The organism is Vreelandella aquamarina (genome assembly GCF_020075495.1).
GTDB classification, from domain to species: Bacteria; Pseudomonadota; Gammaproteobacteria; order Pseudomonadales; family Halomonadaceae; genus Vreelandella; species Vreelandella aquamarina_A.
The window spans coordinates 71,441-91,793 of sequence record NZ_JABYQT010000011.1 but is presented as its reverse complement, the minus strand read 5'-3'; the positions used below and the strand labels follow the sequence as shown (position 1 = coordinate 91,793).

The following is a 20,353-nucleotide window of genomic DNA, read 5'->3' as shown; positions in this document are numbered from 1 at the left end:
GTTGTTTTCGATGTAAAACCTGCCACATCCAAAACCGCTAACTACCTGACAAACCGAAGGTTTTCACCTTCATTCACCGCTGGTAACGCTGGGCGTCCCCGGCAGCGGATGCGTACTTTACGGATTCGCTGCCGGTTGTGCAAGCGCTTTTTGCAAACCGGCGAAAAAAGTTCAGACAAGCGTTACCCGAGCGTAGCGTTTCTTGCCTGCCTGAATGACGTAAGCCTTGGCTGTCGCCAGCATGGTGTCCTGTGCCACCACTTCGCCATCGACCTTTACACTGCCGTTTTTCAGCATGTCCTTCGCCTGGGCGCTGTTCTTGGTCAGGCCCGAGCGGTTGAGCACGGTGGCGATGGGCGCCTGCTCACTCCCCTCGAAATCCACTTCTACTTCCGGCAGGTCTTCCGGCAGCTCGCCCTCGGCCAGCTGGTTACCCGCCGACCTGTGAGCATTGGCTGCCGCTTCATCGCCGTGGTAGCGGGCGATCAGCTCGCGAGCAAGCGTCATCTTCACATCGCGCGGGTTCGCACCCTGCTCGACACTCTGCTTGAGCGCGTCGATCTCTTCATTGGACTTCAGCGACAGCAGCTCGAAGTAACGCCACATCAAACTGTCCGGCATGGAGACCAGCTTGTTGAACATCGAGCCCGGCGCTTCGTCAACGCCGACGTAGTTGCCGAGTGACTTTGACATCTTCTGCACGCCATCGAGGCCTTCGAGCAGCGGCATGGTGATCACCACCTGCGGCTCCTGTCCGAAGTGTTTCTGGATCTCGCGGCCCATCAGCAGGTTGAATTTCTGGTCGGTGCCGCCAAGCTCGATATCCGCTTCAAGCGCGACGGAGTCGTAGCCCTGCACCAGCGGATAGAGAAACTCGTGAATGGCGATCGGCTGGTTGGCCTTGTAGCGCTTCTCGAAATCGTCGCGCTCGAGCATGCGCGCCACGGTGCTTTGCGCGGCGAGCTCGATCATCTTGGCGGCGGTCAGCTCACCAAACCACTCGGCGTTGAAGCGCACCTCGGTCTTTTCAGGATCCAGGATCTTGAACACCTGCTCCTTGTAGGTTTCGGCGTTGGCTTTGACATCCTCTTCGGTGAGCGGCTTGCGCGTCACGTTCTTGCCGGTCGGATCGCCAATGCGCCCGGTAAAGTCACCGATCAGGAAAATCACCGTGTGACCGAGGTCCTGGAACTGACGCATCTTGGTCAGCAGCACGCTATGTCCCAGATGCAGGTCAGGGGCCGTGGGGTCAAAACCAGCCTTGATACGCAGCTTTCGCCCAGAGGCCAGCTTCTTCTTGAGCTCGTCCTCTACCAGGATTTCGTGCGTACCCCGCGTCAGCAGCGCTAACGCCTGATCCACCTCACTCATTGCCACTCTCCACTATGAACGTTGCCCGACAGGGCCTACAGATGAACAATAGCCGACGATGTTACCATGCCTCTTGGTCCTGGTTGAGTCTTCGCCCTGCTTTGGATGACGCTTTATGAAAACACCCGCTGATGCCCCTTCGCTTTACTATATAGGCCTGATGTCCGGCACCAGCCTGGATGGCGTCGACGCCGCCTTGATAGCCATCGAACCCGCCAGCCCGCCGCGGCTGCTCGCCACCCACGTCGAGCCCATGCCCGATGCGCTGCACGCAGCCCTTTTGGCACTGTGTCACGCAGAGCAGGCAGGCTTTGCCGAGCTGGCCTCGGCAGAAGATGCCTTTTGCCGCCTGCAGGCTCAGGCCGTGCAGGCGTTGCTTGCTCAACAAGGCCTCTCGCCCGGTGACATCGAGGCCATCGGCAGCCACGGCCAGACCATCGAGCACGCCCCCAACGGCCACCAAGGCGGCCCGGCCTACACCCTGCAGCTGGATAACCCGAGCCTGCTGGCAGAGCTGACCAGTTGCCGGGTAGTAGCCGATTTCCGCCGCCGCGATCTGGCCGCCGGTGGCCAGGCCGCGCCGCTTGCGCCCGCCTTTCACCAGGCGCTGTTTGGCCGGCAGGACGTCGAGCAGTTGATTCTCAACCTGGGCGGCTTTGCCAACGTGACCTGGCTGCCCCGCGACGCTTCACGGGCCGTGCTGGGATTCGATACCGGCCCGGCCAACGTGCTGCTGGATGCCTGGTTTGCCCTGCACGCGAACAGCGTCGAGCGTTTCGACAAGCATGGCGCCTGGGCAGCAAGCGGAAAGATCGATGAAGCACTGCTCTTGCGCCTGCTGGCCGAGCCCTTCTTTCATCAGCCACCGCCGCGCAGCACCGGGCGCGAGCTTTTTCATCTGAACTGGTTGAAGCAGCACCTGACAGGCAATGAGGCGCCAGCCGACGTACAGGCAACGCTTGCCGAGCTGACCGCCCTCAGCATCGCGCGGGGGATCGAGCAGCTGTTGCCACCGGGCGAAAGCAAGACCTTGATTGCCTGTGGCGGCGGCGCGCATAACGCTTACTTGATGGCTCGCCTGGCGCATCACCTGCCAGATGTCACCCTGGCCTCGCCTGCTGCTTACGGCTGGCCCGAAGACTGGATTGAAGCAGGTGCCTTTGCCTGGCTTGCGCACCAGCGTCTTCACCATTTGCCGGGCAACCTGCCCGCGGTAACCGGCGCTCGAGGACCTCGCATTCTGGGCGGTATCTATGCGCCATGAAAAGGCATCAATGCGTCATGAAAAGACAACACTCAGGCCGCGCACCCCGTATCATGCTGATTGGCATTTTTAAAACGACGCGCTGCGCATTGCACTTTGCCGAGCATGCTGGCTGTTCGTTACTATCCCTATCTATTTTATGCGGTGAGGTGCTTGAGCATGACAGATAGCGCACTTCCAGCGTCGCTTGCCAGGGCGCGCACGCGCCTGGACCAGGCGCTGAAAGAAGCAGGCCGTTCGAGCGACAGCGCGCGCCTGCTGGCGGTAAGCAAGACCAAACCTGCCGCCATGATTCGCAAGGCCTGGGAGCACGGGCAGCGGGCATTTGGTGAAAACTACCTGCAGGAAGCCCTGGAAAAACAGACGGAACTGGCAGATCTGGACGGTATCGAGTGGCATTTCATTGGCCCGCTTCAGTCCAACAAGACCCGCGCGGTCGCGGAACACTTCGACTGGATGCACAGCGTGGACCGTTTGAAGATCGCCACCCGGCTAAGTGAGCAGCGCCCCGACCATCTGGCGCCGCTGAACGTCTGCCTGCAGGTCAATATCAGCCGCGAGATTTCCAAGGCCGGCGTGATGCCCGAAGAGGCCGAGGCGCTTGCCAAGGAGATCGCCAGACTGCCCAATTTGAGGTTGCGTGGGCTGATGGCGATTCCGGCGCCAGCCGCGACGCGCGAGGCCCAGCGCCAACCGTTGGCGGCGCTGCGTGAGCTTTTGATCTCATTGCAGCAAACACTGCCGCGGGCACCGCTGGATACGCTCTCCATGGGCATGAGTGATGACCTGGAGGCCGCCATATTGGAAGGTGCCACGCTGGTGCGCCTGGGCACCGCCATTTTCGGTGCGCGCGATACACGCTGATTCACCCGCATTATATTCATCTACAGTAAGCAAGGCTGCCAGCGCGGCCCATTCAACCAACAGGACACGAACATGGCGAGCAGGATCACTTTCATCGGTGCGGGCAATATGGCAAGCGCCATTATCGGCGGACTGATCGACAGCGGCGTAGCCCCCACCGACATCACCGCCACGGCACCCAACGCAAGCGAGCTTGACGCCATCAAGGAGCGCCTGGGGATCAATACCCAGGCGGATAATGTGGCCGCGGTTGGCGAGGCCGACGTGGTGGTCCTTGCCGTCAAGCCCCAGATCATGCGTGCCGTGTGCGAAGAGCTCAAGCCGAGCATTCATGAAACGCGCCCGCTGGTGATCTCCATTGCCGCAGGACTCGACGCCGCCACCATCGACCAGTGGCTGGGCGGCGGCAATGCGCTGGTGCGCTGCATGCCCAACACACCCTCGCTGGTCGGCATTGGCGCCAGCGGCCTGTACGCCAACGCCGCGGTGAGTGAAGAGCAGCGCGCCCTGTCCACCCAACTGATGGAAGCGGTAGGCATCGTCGAATGGGTCGAGAACGAAGCACTTTTGGAGGCCGTGACCGCCGTTTCCGGCAGTGCCCCGGCCTACTTCTTTTTGATGTTCGAAGCCATGGAAGAGGCCGCGGTCAAACTCGGTCTGCCTGCGGAAACCGCACGCCGCCTGGCGATTCAGACCGGGCTTGGCGCGTCGGCGATGGCCCAGCGAAGCGATCACGACCCGGCCACCCTCAAGCAGAACGTCATGTCGCCGGGCGGCACTACCGAGCGCGCCATTGCCCACATGGAAGAGGCGCAGATGCGCACGATCATCGCCGATGCCATGCAGGCCTGCGCCGATCGCGCCGCCGAGATGGCCAAAGAACTAGCCAAAAAGAACTAGCCAAGAAGTAAATACACACTCACGCAAGGAAACGAACCATGGGTAGCGCTGGGCTTTCACTGATTCATACGTTGGTTAACATTTACCTGCTGTTATTGATGTTGCGCTTTCTACTGCAGGCCTCACGGGCGGATTACTACAACCCGCTCAGCCAGTCGCTGGTGAAGATTACCCAGCCAGTGGTAGGGCCATTCCAGAGCTTTCTGGGGCCGGTTGCCGGGCGTTTCGATCTGGCGACGCTCGCTGCGGGCTTCGCTCTCAAGGTCATCAGCCTCGTCGCCGTGTTCATGCTCTTTTTCAGCGGCATGGGTGTACCCGTTGTTCCCATCCTGATCGCGGGCGTTGCAGCATTGGCCAGCGCCATTCTGAAAATCTACTTCTTTGCCCTGATCGTGATGATCATCCTGAGCTGGGTGGCGCCCAACGCGAGCCACCCCGGAGCTTTGCTGGTAATGCAGTTGGTAGAGCCCATCATGGCACCGGTTCGCAAGGTGATACCGCCGCTTGGGATGATTGATCTCTCCCCCATTGTCGTGTTTATTGCGATCAACCTCATTGATGGGTTCGTGGTCGGCTCGCTGATCAGAGCCACTGGATTGCCCAGCACCTGGATCGGTCTGTGATGATCGACGTCACCGCCGCAGGGCAAGCCCTGCGGCGCGAGTTAGCAGCTCTAGCTTCAATAGCAGGATGACCGTTTTCGATGCCTGATTCAGTTCCCCACGCACGTCCTGGCCACCCAACTGACTCCGTTGGCGTGGTCACCCCTCGCGTGGCCAAGTTTGACTCTCCGCTTGCCCTCGCCTGCGGCAAGGTGCTGCCCGAGTATGAATTGATTTACGAGACCTACGGCACACTGAACGCCGAGCGCAGCAATGCCGTACTGGTCTGCCATGCACTTTCAGGTCACCACCACGCCGCGGGCTACCATAGCCAGGACGACCGCAAGCCCGGCTGGTGGGATGCACACATCGGCCCCGGCAAACCGATCGATACCAGTCGCTTTTTCGTCATATCGCTCAATAACCTGGGCGGCTGCCACGGCAGCACTGGCCCGGTCAGTCATAACCCGGAAACCGGGCGCCAGTGGGGGCCGGATTTTCCCATGGTCACGGTAAGCGACTGGGTCGCAAGCCAGGCCAGGCTTGCCGATCATCTGGGAATCGAGCGCTGGGCGGCGGTGGTGGGCGGAAGTCTCGGTGGCATGCAGGTGCTCCAGTGGAGCATCACCTACCCCGAGCGGGTGGCCAACGCCGTGGTGATTGCGGCAACGCCCAGGCTGTCTGCGCAGAACATCGCGTTCAACGAAGTGGCTCGTCAGGCTATCCGCTCTGATCCCGAGTTCTTTGGCGGCTGGTACGCCGAGCACGACACGGTACCCAAGCGCGGGCTGAAACTGGCGCGCATGGTGGGACATATCACCTACCTGTCGGAGGACGCCATGGGCAGCAAGTTTGGCCGCGACCTGCGAAGCGAAGACCTGAGTTTCGGCTTTGACGTCGAATTTCAGGTGGAGTCCTACCTGCGCTACCAGGGAGACACCTTCTCGACCGCCTTTGATGCCAATACTTACCTGCTGATGACCAAGGCGCTGGACTACTTCGACCCGGCGGCCACCACCGGCGGCGACCTGGCAGAGGCGCTGGCCCCGGCGCAATGTCCGTTTCTGATTGTCAGTTTCACCACCGACTGGCGGTTTCCCCCGGCGCGCTCACGCGAGCTGGTGGATGCGCTGGTACGTGCGGGCAAGGCCGTCAGCTACGCCAATATCGAATCGCCTCACGGCCACGATGCGTTCCTGTTGCCGGAGCCGCGTTATGAAGCGCTGTTCCGTGCGTTCATGGACCGCACCGCCCGCGAGCTTGGCCTGGAGGAGACCCGTTGATGCGCGCCGACCTCGAATTGATCTACGACTGGGTTCCCCACGGCGCCCACGTGCTGGACCTCGCCTGCGGTGACGGGGCGCTCCTGGAACGCCTGGCTCGCGACAAGAGCGTGACCGGCTACGGCCTGGAGATCGATCCCGACGGCATCACCCAGTGCGTGGCACGTGGTGTCAGCGTAATCGAGCACAACCTGGATGACGGGCTGAGCAGCTTTGGCGACCGCAGCTACGACCAGGTGATCATGACCCAGGCGCTTCAGGCGTTGCGCCGCCCGGACAAGATGCTCGACGAGATGCTGCGCGTCGCCGACGAGGGCATCATCACCTTTCCCAACTTCGCCTACTGGCGCCACCGCGTCTATCTGGGACTGCGCGGCTACATGCCGGTATCCAAGTCGCTGCCCCACGCCTGGTACGACACACCCAACATCCACCTGTCGACCTTCAACGACTTCGAGCAGCTATGCCGGGAAAAGGGCCTGGTGATCGTCGACCGCGCCGTGGGCGTGGGCGAGCGTCGCGGGCACTGGACCTCGAAGTGGTGGCCCAACCTGTTCGGCGAGATCGCCATCTTCCGCGTCCGCCGTCGCGAGCGCTAAAGGCGTACCGGCAAGGAGCGCACAAGGGCAATGCCCGAGGGCGCTCCATCTCTCCACTCGATGCCCACCCCATAGGCCAGCACTTCCACCCCCTGGGCCGCGGCGCTGTGAAGGCCCGCCGCGTAGGCGGGGTCGATATGCGTGGCTGGTCCCACATCGGCAATGCCCTCGTGAGCGACACAGAACACCAGCACTGCTCGTTCGCCCTCCCGCGCCAGCGCCTCCAGCGCCTGCAGATGCTTGAGCCCACGCGTACTGACGGAGGCCGGAAAGTAGCCGTGGCCGTCGTCCTCCTTGAGCGTGACCTGCTTGACCTCGATAAAGGCGCGGCGCCCGCTTGTTTCATCCTCCAGCAGGAAATCCAGCCGCGATTCGCCTACTTTCACCTCGCGGCGCAAATGTGAATAGCCCGCCAGCGCATCAAGGCTTCTCGCCTCCAGCGCCGTCTCGACGATACGGTTGGCGCGCCCGGTATGAATCGAGGCCATCACCGTCTCGCCTCTTTCGCCGGGCAGCTCGATCAGCTCCCAGGTCCAGGCAAGCCGACGCTTGGGATTATCGCTGGGCGACAGCCATACCCGGCAACCGGGTACGTTGACGCTTTTCATCGAGCCGGTATTGGGACAGTGCGCGACCACCTCGCGGCCATCGTCCAGCAGCACGTCGGCAAGAAAGCGCTTGTAGCGACGCAGCAGGATACCGGGCACCAGCGCTGGATAAGACAACGCATGGTACACCGGATGGTCAAGCGTCACAGGCGCCCCACGAATCGGCCCATTCGCGCCACGGCCTCTTCCAGACGGGCAACGTCATTGGTGAACGCAATGCGCACGTGATGCTCGCCGCCACGCACGGCAAAGTCGATGCCTGGGGTAATTGCCACGTTCTCCTCCTCCAGCAGCCGCTGGCAGAAGGCTTGGCTGTCGCGGCTGTAGCGTGAAATATCCAGCCAGACGTAAAACGCTCCCTGGGGCGGCAGGTCCGGCGCAAGCCCGAGCGTTGCAAGCCCGTCGAGCAGCACCTGGCGGCGCTTCGCAAGTATGTCGCGGCGCTTTTCAAGGATGGCTCGACACTCAGGGGTAAATGCGGCAAGCGCGGCGTACTGGGAAGGCGTGGAAGCGGCCAGAAAGACATTCTGGGCAAGCCTGGTCAGCGGCTCGGCCGCGCGTTGCGGGGCCACCAGCCAGCCCAGGCGCCAGCCGGTCATGCCGAAGTATTTCGAAAAGCTGTTCACCACGAAGGCGTCGCTGGAAAGCGAAGTGGCCGACAGCGGCGCGTCGTCGTAATTGAGCCCCTGGTAGATCTCATCGACGATTATCTCCCCTTCACGGCGGGCCACGGCGCCAAGCACCTCCGTAAGCTGCCCGGCACTCAGGGTATGCCCGGTCGGGTTGGAGGGCGAGGCGAGCATCGCCACGCGCGTAGTATCGCGCCAGTGGCGCTCGATCAGCGCAGCATCCAGCTGCCAGCCGCTTTCACGGCCTACCGATACTGCGTCGATCTCGGCACCGGCCAGGGCCATGAAGTGGCGGTTGCAGGGGTAGTTGGGGTCGGCCATCAGCACTCGGTCGCCACTCTCGACCAGCAGCTGGCTTGCCAGCAGCAGCGCACCGGAGGCGCCGGGGGTTACCAGAATGCGTGCAGGATCTACCTCGGCGTTGAAGTGCTCGGCGTAGTGGTTGGCAATCGCTTCGCGCAGGGCCGAGAGGCCGGCAGCCGGCGTATAGCGGGTCTGCCCATGCGCCAGCGCCTGCTGGCCCGCCGCGATGACCGGGTCGGGGGTAGAAAAGTCCGGCTCGCCGACTTCAAGGTGAATAACGTCATGCCCGGCCGCTTCACGCGCCTGGGCCATTTCCAGTAAGTGCATCACGCGAAAAGGCGCCACGCGGCTGACTCGTGAATTCCAGGCCATAACGGCTCCTTTGGCTTGCAGGATCAACACATGACCCAGGTCCTGAAAATATTAGGACCATAGTCGAAAGCGCACTATTATGCTTGCAACGAGAACGTTTTTCAGCTAAACAAGCATCCCTTTGGCGTGAGATCGTGGCACACGCTCATGGTCGATCAGCAGTCACACATGTAAGGGGCAATCCCATGCCAGTAGCGGAAAAGAAACCGGAAGCGACCAAGTCCTTCACCCCGTATGAGCCGGCACCGGGTGAAGAGTACATGAACGATAAGCAGTTGGCGCACTTTCGCCAGCTGCTGTTGGACTGGAAGCAAGACCTCATGGAAGAGGTGGACCGCACCGTGCGCCACCTGCAGGAAGACGCCAACAACTACGCCGACCCCGCCGACCGGGCAACGCAGGAAGAAGGCTTCAGCCTTGAGCTGCGCACGCGTGACCGTGAACGCAAGCTGCTCAAGAAAATCAACGAGACCATCGAGAATATCGATGACGACGATTACGGCTTCTGTGAAGCGTGTGGCGTCGAAATCGGCATTCGCCGTCTCGAAGCCAGGCCAACGGCGACGCTGTGCGTCGACTGTAAGACCCTGGCCGAGCTCAAAGAGAAGCAGCTGGGTGGCTAAGCAGACGGTTCAAACCACCTGAACGCTAGCGCTGAAGGCGGGCACCTTGGGGTGCCCGTTTTTGTTCTGGTAAAAGGCTTTTATGACTTCCTTGGCTGACTACCGGGGGCGCTTTGCCCCGACCCCTTCCGGGCCGCTGCACTTTGGCTCGCTCGTGGCCGCCCTTGGCAGCTATCTGGATGCCCGCGCCGCCGGCGGCCGGTGGCTGGTGCGCATTGAAGACATCGATCCCCCGCGCTGCCCTGAGGGCGCGGACACCACCATCCTGCGCCAGCTGGAAACCTTTGGCCTGGAGTGGGACGAGGCGGTGTGCTGGCAGCGCGAGCGTTACGCGACCTACCAGCAGGCGCTGGACCAGCTAATCGAGCAGAAGCTTGCCTACCCGTGCAGCTGTTCACGCAAGCAGTGGCAGAGCCACGACATCTACCCCGGCTGGTGTCGCAACGGCGTATGCGAGCCCGGCAAGCCCGTGGCCTGGCGGCTGCGCAGCGACCTGGCCCAGCGGCCAATCACCTGGCAGGACCGGCTGTTCGGCCATCAGCAGTTCGACCCTGCGGAGCTGGGCGATGTAGTGCTCAAGCGCAAGGATCACCTGTGGGCGTATCAGCTCGCCGTGGTGGTCGATGACGCCGCCCAGGGCATCACCGATGTGGTCAGGGGGCTTGATCTGCTCGACAATACCCCCTGGCAACGCCAATTGCAGGTCGCCTTGGGTTTTCCCGAGCCGCGCTATCTGCACCTGCCACTGGTGGTCACGCCAGAGGGCCAGAAGCTCTCCAAGCAGAACCTTGCCCCGGCGCTTGCCGAAGATGATAAAAGCGTGCGCCGTCAGCTCTTTCAGGCGCTTCAGGCACTTGATCAGGCGCCGCCGGAGGCGCTTGCCACCGAACCACCGGCAAGCCAGCTACACTGGGGCGTCGCCCACTGGTCGGTTGCATGGCTATCGCCGGTGCGGCACCGGCTGTCGCCCTGAGACCTGTCGTCCCAAGGAATCGTCCATGTACGTCTACCGCATCATGCTGTTTCTGGTGTTTGGCGGCTACCTGCTTTCACCGCTTTTAATGGATGGCTGGAGTGACCCCAGCGCGGCCTGGTATCGTCCGTTTGCCATCTGGGGGGTGCTGATTGCGCTGACCCTGTGGCTTGAGCAAAAAAGGAAGTTGGATGAGCGTTGAGTTGACCGGCGTCCTGCTGCTGGGCCTTGGCTACCTGGCGCTACTGTTTGGCTGTGGCACCGCCGTGGAGCGAGGCTGGGTGCCCGCTCGCATTACTCGCCATCCGATGGTCTACACGCTGGCGCTCGGGGTCTATGCCAGCGCCTGGGCCATCTACGGCAGCCTGGAGCTTGCGGCCAGCGCCGGGTTCGGCTATCTGGCCTACTACCTGGGCGCGGCGGGTACTTTCCTGCTGGCCCCGGTGCTGCTGGTGCCCATTCAGCGCATCACTCGCACCTATCAGCTCGCCTCGCTGGCCGACCTGTTTGCGTTTCGCTTTCGCTCCCGCTGGGCGGGCACGCTGGTCACGCTGATCAGCCTGCTGGCCGTGCTGCCGCTGCTGGGCATTCAGGTGCAGACCCTGAGCGATGCGATTCGCTGGCTCACCGGCAGCCCCTACAGTTCGTGGGCAGCCCTTGTGTTTTGCGCCTTGATTGCCAGTTTCGCGGTGATGTTTGGCGCGCGCCGCAGCCATTCGCGCCAGGACGCGCTGATCAGCATTTTGGCGTTCGAATCAGTGATCAAGCTGCTGGCCATGCTGGGCCTGGGGGCGGCGGCACTTTGGCTCGTGTTCGATGGCCCGCAGGATCTTCAGCGCTGGCTGGAAGGCCCCGGCCTTCAGGCCCAGCAGGCGACTCAACAGCTGGAAGCCTCTCAATGGCGCACCCTGCTGCTGCTGTTTTTCGCCTCGGCCTTCATGATGCCGCACCTGTTTCATATCACCTTTGCCGAAAACCTCACGCGCCATACGCTGCTGCAAGCCAGCTGGGCGCTGCCGCTCTTTCTGCTGCTGATGGCGCTGCCCGTTCCGCTGATCTGGTGGGCCGCTCAGTCCGTCAATGACGAGATTCCGATCACGGCCTACGCGGTCTACATGATCAGCGAGCACGTGTGGGTCAAGGCGCTGGCGTTTGTTGCCGGGCTTGCCGCGGCGAGTGGGACCATGATCATGATTGCCCTGGCGCTTTCGGGCATGGTACTGAACCATATCGTCCTGGTGGCCAGGCCCCCGGAGGCGCGCAGCGACCTCTACGGCTGGCTGCTCTGGCTGCGCCGGGGTCTGGTGGTCGGGGTGATCGTCAGCGGCTGGCTGTTTTATGAAGGTGTGGGCCGCTACCACGACCTGGCCAACCTGGGGCTGGCCTCCTTCGTGGGTATCGCCCAGTGCCTGCCCGGCATGCTGGCCCTGCTCTACTGGCCCGGGGCCAATCGCAAGGGCATGGTGGTCGGGCTGATCGCCGGGGTCGGCATATGGCTCTGGGGGCTATGGCTGCCGCTGATTCTTTCGCTGCCCACCCCGCCGCTGCCGTTTACCCACCTGATACCGAGCGATGCACCGCCCTGGTACACGGTCACCCTGCTGTCGCTGGCCACCAATATCGTGCTGCTGATCGTGATCTCGCTGTTCACGCGTATCTCCGAAGGCGAGAAGTCGGCGGCGGAGGCGTGCTCGGTAGATGCAGTGATTCGCTCGAAGCGCCTGCCGCTCGAGGCCGCCACGGCGGCCGACTTCACCCCGCATCTGGCCCGGGCGATTGGCGATGAAGCCGCCCAGCGGGAAGTATCCCGCGCACTGGCAGCGCTCAAGCTTACCCCTCAGGAGCGTCGCCCCTATGCACTGCGCCGCCTGCGCGACCGTATTCAGGCCAATCTTTCGGGGCTGATGGGGCCGTCCGTTGCGCGCGATATCGTCGACCGCTACCTGCCCTACCGGCACGACGATGCGCCGGTGACCGACGATATCCACTTTGTCGAGAGCCGCCTGGAAGCCTACCGCTCGCGCTTGACCGGTCTTGCCCGCGAGCTCGACGGGTTGCGCCGTCATCACCGCCAGACACTGGCCCACCTGCCGGTCGGGCTGTGCGTGTTTGGCGATGACAAGGAACTTCTGATGTGGAACCAGGCGCTCTCCCAGCTCTCGGGCATCAGCGGTGAAAGCATCATCGGCTCACGCTGTGACAGCCTGCCCGCCCCCTGGCCGGCGCTATTGGGCAACGTACTGCTCGCCCCTCACGCGCCCCTCTACAAGCAGGCGGTCACGCTGCACGGCAAGGATCATTTCCTGACCCTGCACAAGGCCGAGCTGAGCGGCCACGACAGCCGGGGCGGCAGCGTCATTCTGGTCGAGGACCACACCGAGATGAAGTGGCTGGAGGACGAGCTGGTACACGCTGCTCGTCTGGCCTCGATTGGCCAGTTGGCGGCAGGCGTCGCCCACGAAATCGGCAACCCGATCACCGGTATTTCATCGCTGGCCCAGAACCTGCGCTACGATACCCAGGACCCCGCCCTGCTGGAAACCGCCGACCAGATCCAGGAACTGACCCAGCGCGTGACCCGGATCGTCAACTCGCTGGTCGGCTTCGCTCACGGAGGCCGTCATGCGGGCCTGCCGCCGGCTTCACCAGTGGCACTTACCACCATCAGCGAAGACGCATTACACTTGATTCATCTGGCGCGCTCGGGCGAGGATGTAACGCTTACCAACGCCTGCCCGGATGACCTCGTGGTACGCGGCGATGCCCAGCGTCTGACCCAGGTCATGGTCAACCTGCTCAGCAACGCCCGAGACGCCTGTCTGCCCGATGGTCAGGTGAAAATTACCGGTGGTTGCCAGGCAGACAGCGCCTGGTGGCGGGTCAGCGATAACGGCCAGGGAATCGATCCGCGCGTGCGCGATCACCTGTTCGAGCCCTTTACCACCACCAAACCGGCCGGTGAAGGCACGGGGCTTGGACTATCGCTTGCGTATCAGATCATCAACGAACATCAAGGCAGGATAGAGGTGGCGTCGCCACCGCCTGGAGAGCCCCGCGGCACGGCCATTACACTCTGGCTGCCGCTCTACCAACAGGATGACCAGCGACCTCATGCCCAGGATTCTGATTGTTGAAGATGAAGCGATCATTCGCAGCGCCCTGAAGCGCCTGCTGGAACGTCACGACTACGCGGTAAGCGAAGCGGGCAGCGTCGAAGACGCCACTCGGCTGGCGCTTGGCGAGTTCGACCTCATCATCAGCGATCTGCGCCTGCCGGGCGAGCCGGGCACCACGCTGATCAACGCGGCTGCCCCGGCGCCGGTGCTGATCATGACCAGCTATGCCAGCATGCGCTCCGCCGTGGATGCGCTCAAGCAGGGCGCGGTCGACTACATCGCCAAGCCGTTCGATCACACCGAGATGCTGGAAACCGTCGAACGCATCCTGCACCAGCAATCGATGCAGCACGGCGAGCCGCCCGCGATTACCGACGACGGCGGCAGCCAGCAGATGATGATCGGCGACTGCGCCGCCATGCAGCAGGTATATACGCGTATCCGCAAGACCGCGCCTGCGGATGTCACCGTGCTGATTCAGGGCGAGTCCGGCACCGGCAAGGAGCTGGTCGCTCGGGCGATACATCAACAGAGCAAGCGCGCCAAGGCGCCGCTGATCAGCGTCAACTGCGCGGCCATTCCGGAAACCCTGATCGAATCCGAGCTGTTCGGCCATGAAAAGGGCGCCTTCACCGGCGCCAGCGCGGCACGCACGGGCCTGGTCGAAGCCGCCGACGGTGGAACGTTGTTTCTGGATGAAATTGGCGAGCTGCCGCTCGATGCCCAGGCGCGTCTTCTGCGCGTTCTCCAGGAGGGCGAGATTCGCAAGATCGGGTCGGTGGAAACTCGCCACGTCGATGTCCGCCTGATCGCTGCGACCCACCGCGACCTGCGCGCGCTTTCTCGCAGCGGCGAATTCCGTCTCGACCTCTACTACCGCCTGAACGTCATGCAGATCGAACTGCCCCCGCTGCGTGAACGCGAAGACGACGTGCTGAAGATTGCCGATATCCTGCTCGATAAAGCCTGTACGCGACACGAGCGCCCTGGCCTGCGCCTTTCCAGGGCCGCCCGTCAGGACCTGCGCGACTACCCGTGGCCGGGTAACGTGCGTGAGCTGGAAAACGCCCTCGAGCGCGGGGTCATTCTCGCCGAAGGGCATCTGATCCATCCCGATGACCTGGGGCTTGCCCCCGTGCCACCCCGCGCACCCTCAAGCGCCGGTGCCGCCCATGAGGATAGCCCGGCAGAAGACGATGACGATCTGTCGCTGGAAGATTACTTTCAGCACTTCGTGCTGGAGCACCAGGACCAGATGAGCGAGACCGAGCTTGCCCAGAAACTGGGCATCAGCCGGAAAAATCTCTGGGAGCGGCGCCAGCGGCTCGGCATCCCCCGCAAGAAGACCGCCCGACGCCCAGGCTGACGCCCTGCAAAGGTGCATGACACAAAAGGTTGCCCCGTGACGCCCGCTGGCCGCCTTATGCCAAAGGCTTACGACCAACGTCTAATATACTGATTTAAATAAAAAATATTCATTTCCTGTTACCCATTTGCTGTTACCTCCCCACACAATTGGTTCAAAAAAACAGCGCAACGGCGGTAACACTTCCAGGCCATGAACGTTACCTGGCACACCCATGAACATCCAAGCCACTGAAATACATGAACTCCTCAACAAATGGCACAGCGAGTGCAATATATCCAGGTAAGAAAAACAAACCGGGCCAAGCGGTGGGTTTCAAACAAGAACAACACGACACCACCCAGACCTGAGCCAAAACAAGAACAACACGGCCAGGCGAGATAACAGCACCAACAACAATAACAGGCTTGAATCTCATAACTTGCTGGCGCTAAGAAGAATAAGCGCAGCGAACAATAACAATCGATAGCAAGTGCCCGAAAGGACGCGACGTACACCGGTGATCTGCACCAACAAGAACAATAGCAGTGAGGGTGTACACCCCGGAACCAATAACAATACGCCGGGGAAGAGAAGTTCGCGGTTGGATTATTGTTTTGAATACGAGGCGGTCGGAAAGCATCTGCCGACTGCGGTGCGTATTCAGGGCGATGTGCCATCATGAAGAAAAACAGCAGCATGGATGCTGATTGAATACTTTACAGGGGAGGCTCCTTTAGCCTCCCCTTTCCGCGCTTGAACAATGCTGTGCCTGCAGTCCTGCAAGCGAGACTTTGCAAGCGTAAAGGGGTCGGCTACACTCAGCCACTTACCACTTTTTCAATGGCCACTTTTTTAGCCACCCTGCGAGTCGATATCGCCGCATGTTCAAAGGATTTACCCGTTTCTTATCCAATCAGGGAGAGCAAGTGAAGACGCTGCTCGATCCCCCCGAGAGTGAAGCCACTCTCAGTCCCCGCATTATTCCCCGGTCCGAGCACCCCGTTTCTCGCCAGCACATCAGCGACGCCGCGCTAAAGGTACTCTATCGTCTCAACGGCGCAGGCTTTGACGCTTATCTGGTGGGTGGCTGCATTCGCGATGCGCTGCTTGGCAAGATGCCCAAGGATTTCGACGTGGCCACCAACGCCACACCCGAGCAGGTGCGTGATCTGTTTCGCAACTCGCGCCTGATCGGTCGTCGCTTTCGCATCGTTCACGTCCGCTTTGGCCGCGAAGTCATCGAAGTCACTACCTTCCGGGGCAAGCCACAGGATGAACACGGCGAGAACATCGCCCACCAGTCGGATGACGGCCTGCTGCTGCGCGATAACGTCTGGGGCAACATCGAAGAGGACGCCGTACGGCGCGACTTCACCATCAACGCGCTGTACTACAACATCGCCGACTTCAGCCTGCATGACTTTGCCAACGGTGTACAGGATATTGAGGCGCGCACCCTGCGCCTGATTGGCGACCCGGCCACGCGCTACCGTGAAGACCCGGTGCGCATGCTGCGCGCCGTACGCTTCGCCGCCAAGCTCGACTTCACCATCGAGCCTGCCACCGAAGCACCGATGTTCGATCTGGCACCGCTGCTGCTGCAGATTCCGCCGGCGCGGCTGTTCGATGAAGTGCTCAAGATGTTCATGTCCGGCCACGGTCTCGTCACGTTCCGACTGCTCAGCCACTACGGCCTGTTCGGCATGCTCTTCCCCGAAGCCGAAGAAGCCATGGCGGATGCAGCATGGGCGGAGAAGCTGATCGAATCTGCCCTGGCCAACACCGACAAGCGCATCGCCGAAGAGCGCCCGGTCACCCCGGCGTTTCTACTGGCTGCCTTCCTGTGGGCCCCGGTGGCCCATCGCCAGGCGGAGCTTGAAAACGAAGGCATGCCGGCCATCCCGGCCCTGCAGACCGCCTCTCAGGAAGTGATCTCGCGCCAGCTCGAACACACGTCGATTCCCAAGCGGTTCGGCATGCCCATGCGCGACATCTGGGAGCTGCAGACCCGCCTGCCCCTGCGGCGCGGCAAGCGCGCCTTCCAGACCCGCGAACATCCGCGTTTTCGCGCCGCCTATGACCTGCTGCTGCTGCGCGAGCAGGCCGGTGAGATACCGCGCGGACTGGGAGATTGGTGGACCGCCTTCCAGCAGGGCGATGAGCACGAGCAGCGGCGCCTGCTGCAGAAGGTCGGCGGCGACCCGGCAAGCCAGGGCGACCGTCGGCGCAAGCGCCGCCGCAAGGCGCCGCGCAACGGCGGCGAACAGTAAATCAGCCTCGACAACAGAGAGCAACGCATGACCACGGTATCGCTTGCGTACATCGGCCTGGGCAGCAATCTGGAAAATCCGCTCACCCAGGTCCGCCAGGCTATCTCGGAGCTTGCCGCTCTGCCGCTTAGCCAACTTCACCGCGCCTCCTCGCTTTACGCAAGCCGCCCGGTGGGCCCGCAGGACCAGCCGGACTTCATCAACGCCGTGGTAGCACTCGAGACCCGGCTCTCCCCCCTTGCCCTGCTCGACCAGTTGCAGGGGCTGGAGCAACGCCACCGGCGCCGGCGCGAGCGCCACTGGGGGCCGCGCACGCTGGATCTCGACCTGTTGCTGTATGACCAGGAAACGATTGCCCATCCGCGCCTGCGCGTCCCTCACCCGCATATGCAGGCCCGCGCCTTTGTGCTCGCTCCCCTTGCCGAGCTCGATACCTCGCTTACCCTCGATCAGCAGCCCCTGAGCTACTGGCTTGGCCAGATCGGTGACCCCGGCATCCAGCGTCTGGTCGAAGACGGGCCCGGCTAGGCATTTCCTCTGGCTTGCTTGGTGCTTGCACCGAAAAGCGTATTGCCGCAACGCACAACCATCTCCTATGCTGAATGGCACGGCTGACATAAAACGTAGATAGCGTCCGGTTATCCTCTTCCAATAACAGGCTGTCTCGCTTACTCACTCCAGGAGTCATCTCATGCAAGAAGTGGTCATTGTGGCGGCGCGCCGCACCGCGGTTGGCGCGTTTGGTGGTTCACTTGCAGATATTCCGGCAAGCGATCTGGGTGCCTTGGTCATCAAGGATATTCTCGCCTCGACCGGCGTCTCCCCCGACCAGGTCGATGAAGTGCTGATGGGTCAGGTACTGACCGCGGGCGCGGGGCAGAACCCGGCGCGCCAGGCAGCGATCAAGGCGGGCCTGCCCGATAGCGTTCCGGCCATGACGATCAACAAGGTATGCGGTTCAGGGTTGAAGGCCGTGCACCTGGCAACGCAGGCCATCCGCTGTGGCGATGCCCAGCTGATCCTGGCCGGTGGCCAGGAGAACATGTCCGCCTCGCCCCATGTGCTCCCTCACTCGCGCAAGGGCCAGCGCATGGGCGACTGGAAAGCCATCGACACCATGGTGCATGACGGCCTGTGGGACGCCTTCAACGACTACCACATGGGTATCACCGCCGAGAATCTGGCCGAGAAGTACGGCATAACACGTGAGCAGATGGATGAGTTCGCGGCTCAGTCGCAGCACAATGCGGCCAAGGCAATCAAGGAAGGCAAGTTCAAGAGCCAGATCGTGCCGGTCGAGATTCCCCAGCGCAAGGGCGAGCCCGTCGTGTTTGATACCGATGAGAACCCGCGCGAAGTCACCGCCGAAAAGCTTTCCGCCATGAAGCCCGCGTTCAAGAAAGACGGCACCGTTACCGCCGGTAACGCCTCATCGCTCAACGATGGTGCGGCAGTCGTGATGATCTGCTCGGCAGAGAAAGCCCGTGAGCTTGGCCTCGAGCCATTGGCACGTATTGCCGGTTACGCCAATGCAGCCGTTGACCCGGCGATCATGGGCATTGGCCCGGCACCGGCCACCCGCCGCTGTCTGGAAAAGGCAGGCTGGAGCCTGGACGACCTGGATCTGGCCGAAGCCAACGAAGCCTTTGCCGCCCAGGCGCTGTCGGTCAACAAGGAGCTTGGCTGGGATATGTCCAAGGTGAACGTCAACGGCGGCGCCATCGCCCTTGGGCATCCGATCGGCGCCTCGGGTTGCCGCGTGCTGGTATCGCTTCTGCACGAGATGATCGCCCGCGATGCCAAGAAGGGCCTTGCCACGCTGTGCATCGGCGGCGGCCAGGGCGTCGCGTTGGCCATCGAACGCAACTGATCACCCCCATGACCCGAAACGCCCCTGTCACTGGACAGGGGCGTTTTCGTTTTTGCCCAGCAACGTTGCCGATACGCCTAGCGGTACTTCATGCCTACGATACGTGACGGCGTCCGCCACACCAGCAGCGCACCAAGCAAGAATAGCCCCGCTGCGGCCCACATGGTGATCGGCAAGCTGGTGGCATCCACCACGCGGCCACCCACCATGGCGCCCAGGCCAATGGAGAAGTTGAACACGAATGCCATCAGCGCGGTGGCGGCTTCGGTATTGGGTGCGGTGCGCAGAATCCAGGTCTGGATACTCACCGATACGCTGCCAAACACCGCGCCCCACAACATCAGCATCAGCACGCCGCTTGTCGGCTGCACGCCCAAAAACGGGAACGCCGCGACCACGACCAGCATCAGACTGGGAATCGCCAGTACCGCACGGTAAGGGTGACGCGCGGCAAACATGCCGGCGGCGACATTGCCCAGAATACCCGCCGCCCCGTAGAGCAGCAACAGGCTACCGATATGACGCTCGGCAACACCGCTGATCTCCTGCAGAATCGGGTTGATGAAGGTGTAGGCGGCGAAGTGGCCCACCACCACAAAGCCGGTTACCAGTACGGCCACCCGCACGCCGCGATTGCCCAGCTGCTGTGCCAGCACCTTGAGGCGTACCGGCTCACGCGGTGGCAGCGGCGGCAGCCAGCACCACAACGCCAGCGCAGTGATCAAGCTGAAACCGCCCAATGCGGCAAAGGCGACCCGCCAGTTGCTGAAATTGCCCAGCAACGTGCCCAGCGGAACGCCAAGTACAGAGGCCGCCGCCACGCCGCCAAAGATGATCGTCATGGCCTTGGCCACCTTGTCAGCCGGCACCAGACGCGGGGCGATACTGCCCGCCACGGCCCAGTAACCGCCGATACTGATCCCCACCAGCACCCGCGCCGCCAGCAGCAATATAAAACTGCTCGCCAATGCCGACAGCACGCTGCCCAGTACCATTATCCCCATCAGCAACGTCAGCATGACGCGCCTGTCCATACGCCCGACCGCCACGGGCAACAGCGGCGCCGCAAAGGCCGCCACCACGCCGGGCACCGTGACCATCAGCCCGGCAACCCCAGGCGTTACATCCATCGAGGACGCCACCTGAGAGAGCAGGCCAATCGGCAGCTGCTCGGCGGTCACCAGTAAGAAGATACCGATCATCACGGCCACCACCGCCCACCAGCGGGGTGCCTGCTCCGTTTCCATGCCACTCACTCCCTATCGCCAGCCGATGTTTTTCAACGCATAACTTGCTTGCCGTCAAACAACTCCGCCCCCGTAGCCAGAGGCTACGGGGGCGGAGTAGAGAACACGGCG

General features: G+C 62.3%; 18 protein-coding genes. 14 read left to right on the top strand and 4 right to left on the bottom strand.

From position 1 onward, the window contains the following. Window positions 1-171: 171 nt before the first annotated feature. A complete protein-coding gene (tyrS, locus tag HW452_RS14980) occupies window positions 172-1,371 on the bottom strand; it encodes a tyrosine--tRNA ligase (RefSeq protein ID WP_224106897.1) in 1,200 nt (399 codons plus the stop codon). Window positions 1,372-1,486: 115 nt separating this feature from the next. Here tyrS and HW452_RS14975 point away from each other — a divergent pair, with 115 nt between their 5' ends. The 6 genes from HW452_RS14975 to metW all read left to right on the top strand — a co-directional run bounded on the left by HW452_RS14975 (window position 1,487) and on the right by metW (window position 6,883). Continuing rightward, window positions 1,487-2,635: an anhydro-N-acetylmuramic acid kinase gene (locus HW452_RS14975; protein WP_224106896.1), complete on the top strand. Its 1,149-nt coding sequence runs from the start codon at window positions 1,487-1,489 to the stop codon at window positions 2,633-2,635. A gap of 159 nt (window positions 2,636-2,794) precedes the next feature. Next, window positions 2,795-3,499 (top strand): YggS family pyridoxal phosphate-dependent enzyme, encoded by a 705-nt coding sequence (locus HW452_RS14970; protein ID WP_224106895.1) that lies wholly within the window; start codon window positions 2,795-2,797, stop codon window positions 3,497-3,499. Between the two features lie 72 nt (window positions 3,500-3,571). Continuing rightward, window positions 3,572-4,399 (top strand): pyrroline-5-carboxylate reductase, encoded by an 828-nt coding sequence (proC, locus tag HW452_RS14965; protein WP_224106894.1) that lies wholly within the window; start codon window positions 3,572-3,574, stop codon window positions 4,397-4,399. Between the two features lie 38 nt (window positions 4,400-4,437). Then, window positions 4,438-5,022 (top strand): YggT family protein, encoded by a 585-nt coding sequence (locus HW452_RS14960; protein WP_224106893.1) that lies wholly within the window; start codon window positions 4,438-4,440, stop codon window positions 5,020-5,022. An 80-nt stretch (window positions 5,023-5,102) separates the two neighbouring features. Further along, on the top strand, window positions 5,103-6,284 hold the full coding sequence (gene metX, locus HW452_RS14955) for a homoserine O-succinyltransferase MetX (protein WP_224106892.1): 1,182 nt from the start codon (window positions 5,103-5,105) through the stop codon (window positions 6,282-6,284). Beyond that, entirely contained in the window at window positions 6,284-6,883 is a 600-nt protein-coding gene (metW, locus tag HW452_RS14950) for a methionine biosynthesis protein MetW (protein WP_224106891.1), read from the top strand. Before metX ends, metW begins: the two co-directional genes overlap by 1 nt. Here the strand turns inward: metW and sfsA are convergent. Both sfsA and HW452_RS14940 read right to left on the bottom strand, forming a co-directional pair. Further along, entirely contained in the window at window positions 6,880-7,638 is a 759-nt protein-coding gene (sfsA, locus tag HW452_RS14945; protein WP_224106890.1) for a DNA/RNA nuclease SfsA, read from the bottom strand. The two genes, metW and sfsA, sit on opposite strands and share 4 nt — an antisense overlap. Then, the gene (locus tag HW452_RS14940) at window positions 7,635-8,795 is read right to left on the bottom strand and encodes an aminotransferase class I/II-fold pyridoxal phosphate-dependent enzyme (protein ID WP_224106889.1); all 1,161 of its coding nucleotides are present in this window, start codon (window positions 8,793-8,795) and stop codon (window positions 7,635-7,637) included. Before HW452_RS14940 ends, sfsA begins: the two co-directional genes overlap by 4 nt. Before the next feature lie 185 nt (window positions 8,796-8,980). Here HW452_RS14940 and dksA point away from each other — a divergent pair, with 185 nt between their 5' ends. The 8 genes from dksA to HW452_RS14900 all read left to right on the top strand — a co-directional run bounded on the left by dksA (window position 8,981) and on the right by HW452_RS14900 (window position 18,995). Beyond that, a complete protein-coding gene (dksA, locus tag HW452_RS14935; RefSeq protein WP_106374829.1) occupies window positions 8,981-9,418 on the top strand; it encodes an RNA polymerase-binding protein DksA in 438 nt (145 codons plus the stop codon). An 82-nt stretch (window positions 9,419-9,500) separates the two neighbouring features. Further along, window positions 9,501-10,391 carry a tRNA glutamyl-Q(34) synthetase GluQRS gene (gene gluQRS, locus HW452_RS14930; protein ID WP_224106888.1) on the top strand — a complete coding sequence of 297 codons (891 nt, stop codon included), beginning with the start codon at window positions 9,501-9,503 and terminating at the stop codon, window positions 10,389-10,391. 25 nt (window positions 10,392-10,416) lie between these two features. Then, window positions 10,417-10,593: a hypothetical protein gene (locus HW452_RS14925; protein ID WP_167392664.1), complete on the top strand. Its 177-nt coding sequence runs from the start codon at window positions 10,417-10,419 to the stop codon at window positions 10,591-10,593. Continuing rightward, window positions 10,583-13,525, top strand: coding sequence for an ATP-binding protein (locus HW452_RS14920; protein WP_224106887.1), 2,943 nt, complete (start codon window positions 10,583-10,585; stop codon window positions 13,523-13,525). Before HW452_RS14925 ends, HW452_RS14920 begins: the two co-directional genes overlap by 11 nt. Continuing rightward, window positions 13,503-14,873 (top strand): sigma-54-dependent transcriptional regulator, encoded by a 1,371-nt coding sequence (locus tag HW452_RS14915; protein ID WP_224106886.1) that lies wholly within the window; start codon window positions 13,503-13,505, stop codon window positions 14,871-14,873. The genes HW452_RS14920 and HW452_RS14915 overlap by 23 nt, the downstream gene beginning before the upstream one ends. 863 nt (window positions 14,874-15,736) lie before the next feature. Beyond that, a complete protein-coding gene (pcnB, locus tag HW452_RS14910; RefSeq protein WP_224106885.1) occupies window positions 15,737-17,125 on the top strand; it encodes a polynucleotide adenylyltransferase PcnB in 1,389 nt (462 codons plus the stop codon). 27 nt (window positions 17,126-17,152) lie between these two features. Next, the gene (folK, locus tag HW452_RS14905) at window positions 17,153-17,653 is read left to right on the top strand and encodes a 2-amino-4-hydroxy-6-hydroxymethyldihydropteridine diphosphokinase (RefSeq protein WP_224106884.1); all 501 of its coding nucleotides are present in this window, start codon (window positions 17,153-17,155) and stop codon (window positions 17,651-17,653) included. Window positions 17,654-17,816: 163 nt separating this feature from the next. Further along, on the top strand, window positions 17,817-18,995 hold the full coding sequence (locus tag HW452_RS14900) for an acetyl-CoA C-acetyltransferase (protein ID WP_224106883.1): 1,179 nt from the start codon (window positions 17,817-17,819) through the stop codon (window positions 18,993-18,995). Window positions 18,996-19,072: 77 nt separating this feature from the next. On the opposite strand, the gene HW452_RS14895 is transcribed toward HW452_RS14900, so the two are convergent. After that, window positions 19,073-20,242 (bottom strand): MFS transporter, encoded by a 1,170-nt coding sequence (locus HW452_RS14895; protein WP_224106882.1) that lies wholly within the window; start codon window positions 20,240-20,242, stop codon window positions 19,073-19,075. Window positions 20,243-20,353 lie beyond the last annotated feature (111 nt).

Excerpts from the sequence above, each read along its gene's own strand:
- HW452_RS14940 (WP_224106889.1), bottom strand. The coding sequence starts at position 8,795 with ATGGCCTGGAATTCACGAGTCAGCCGCGTGGCGCCTTTTCGCGTGATG.
- pcnB (WP_224106885.1), top strand. The coding sequence starts at position 15,737 with ATGTTCAAAGGATTTACCCGTTTCTTATCCAATCAGGGAGAGCAAGTG.
- proC (WP_224106894.1), top strand. The coding sequence starts at position 3,572 with ATGGCGAGCAGGATCACTTTCATCGGTGCGGGCAATATGGCAAGCGCC.
- HW452_RS14920 (WP_224106887.1), top strand. The coding sequence starts at position 10,583 with ATGAGCGTTGAGTTGACCGGCGTCCTGCTGCTGGGCCTTGGCTACCTG.
- tyrS (WP_224106897.1), bottom strand. The coding sequence starts at position 1,371 with ATGAGTGAGGTGGATCAGGCGTTAGCGCTGCTGACGCGGGGTACGCAC.
- HW452_RS14915 (WP_224106886.1), top strand. The coding sequence starts at position 13,503 with ATGCCCAGGATTCTGATTGTTGAAGATGAAGCGATCATTCGCAGCGCC.
- metX (WP_224106892.1), top strand. The coding sequence starts at position 5,103 with ATGCCTGATTCAGTTCCCCACGCACGTCCTGGCCACCCAACTGACTCC.
- HW452_RS14925 (WP_167392664.1), top strand. The coding sequence starts at position 10,417 with ATGTACGTCTACCGCATCATGCTGTTTCTGGTGTTTGGCGGCTACCTG.
- folK (WP_224106884.1), top strand. The coding sequence starts at position 17,153 with ATGACCACGGTATCGCTTGCGTACATCGGCCTGGGCAGCAATCTGGAA.
- gluQRS (WP_224106888.1), top strand. The coding sequence starts at position 9,501 with ATGACTTCCTTGGCTGACTACCGGGGGCGCTTTGCCCCGACCCCTTCC.
- HW452_RS14970 (WP_224106895.1), top strand. The coding sequence starts at position 2,795 with ATGACAGATAGCGCACTTCCAGCGTCGCTTGCCAGGGCGCGCACGCGC.
- HW452_RS14960 (WP_224106893.1), top strand. The coding sequence starts at position 4,438 with ATGGGTAGCGCTGGGCTTTCACTGATTCATACGTTGGTTAACATTTAC.
- HW452_RS14900 (WP_224106883.1), top strand. The coding sequence starts at position 17,817 with ATGCAAGAAGTGGTCATTGTGGCGGCGCGCCGCACCGCGGTTGGCGCG.
- HW452_RS14975 (WP_224106896.1), top strand. The coding sequence starts at position 1,487 with ATGAAAACACCCGCTGATGCCCCTTCGCTTTACTATATAGGCCTGATG.
- dksA (WP_106374829.1), top strand. The coding sequence starts at position 8,981 with ATGCCAGTAGCGGAAAAGAAACCGGAAGCGACCAAGTCCTTCACCCCG.
- metW (WP_224106891.1), top strand. The coding sequence starts at position 6,284 with ATGCGCGCCGACCTCGAATTGATCTACGACTGGGTTCCCCACGGCGCC.
- HW452_RS14895 (WP_224106882.1), bottom strand. The coding sequence starts at position 20,242 with ATGGAAACGGAGCAGGCACCCCGCTGGTGGGCGGTGGTGGCCGTGATG.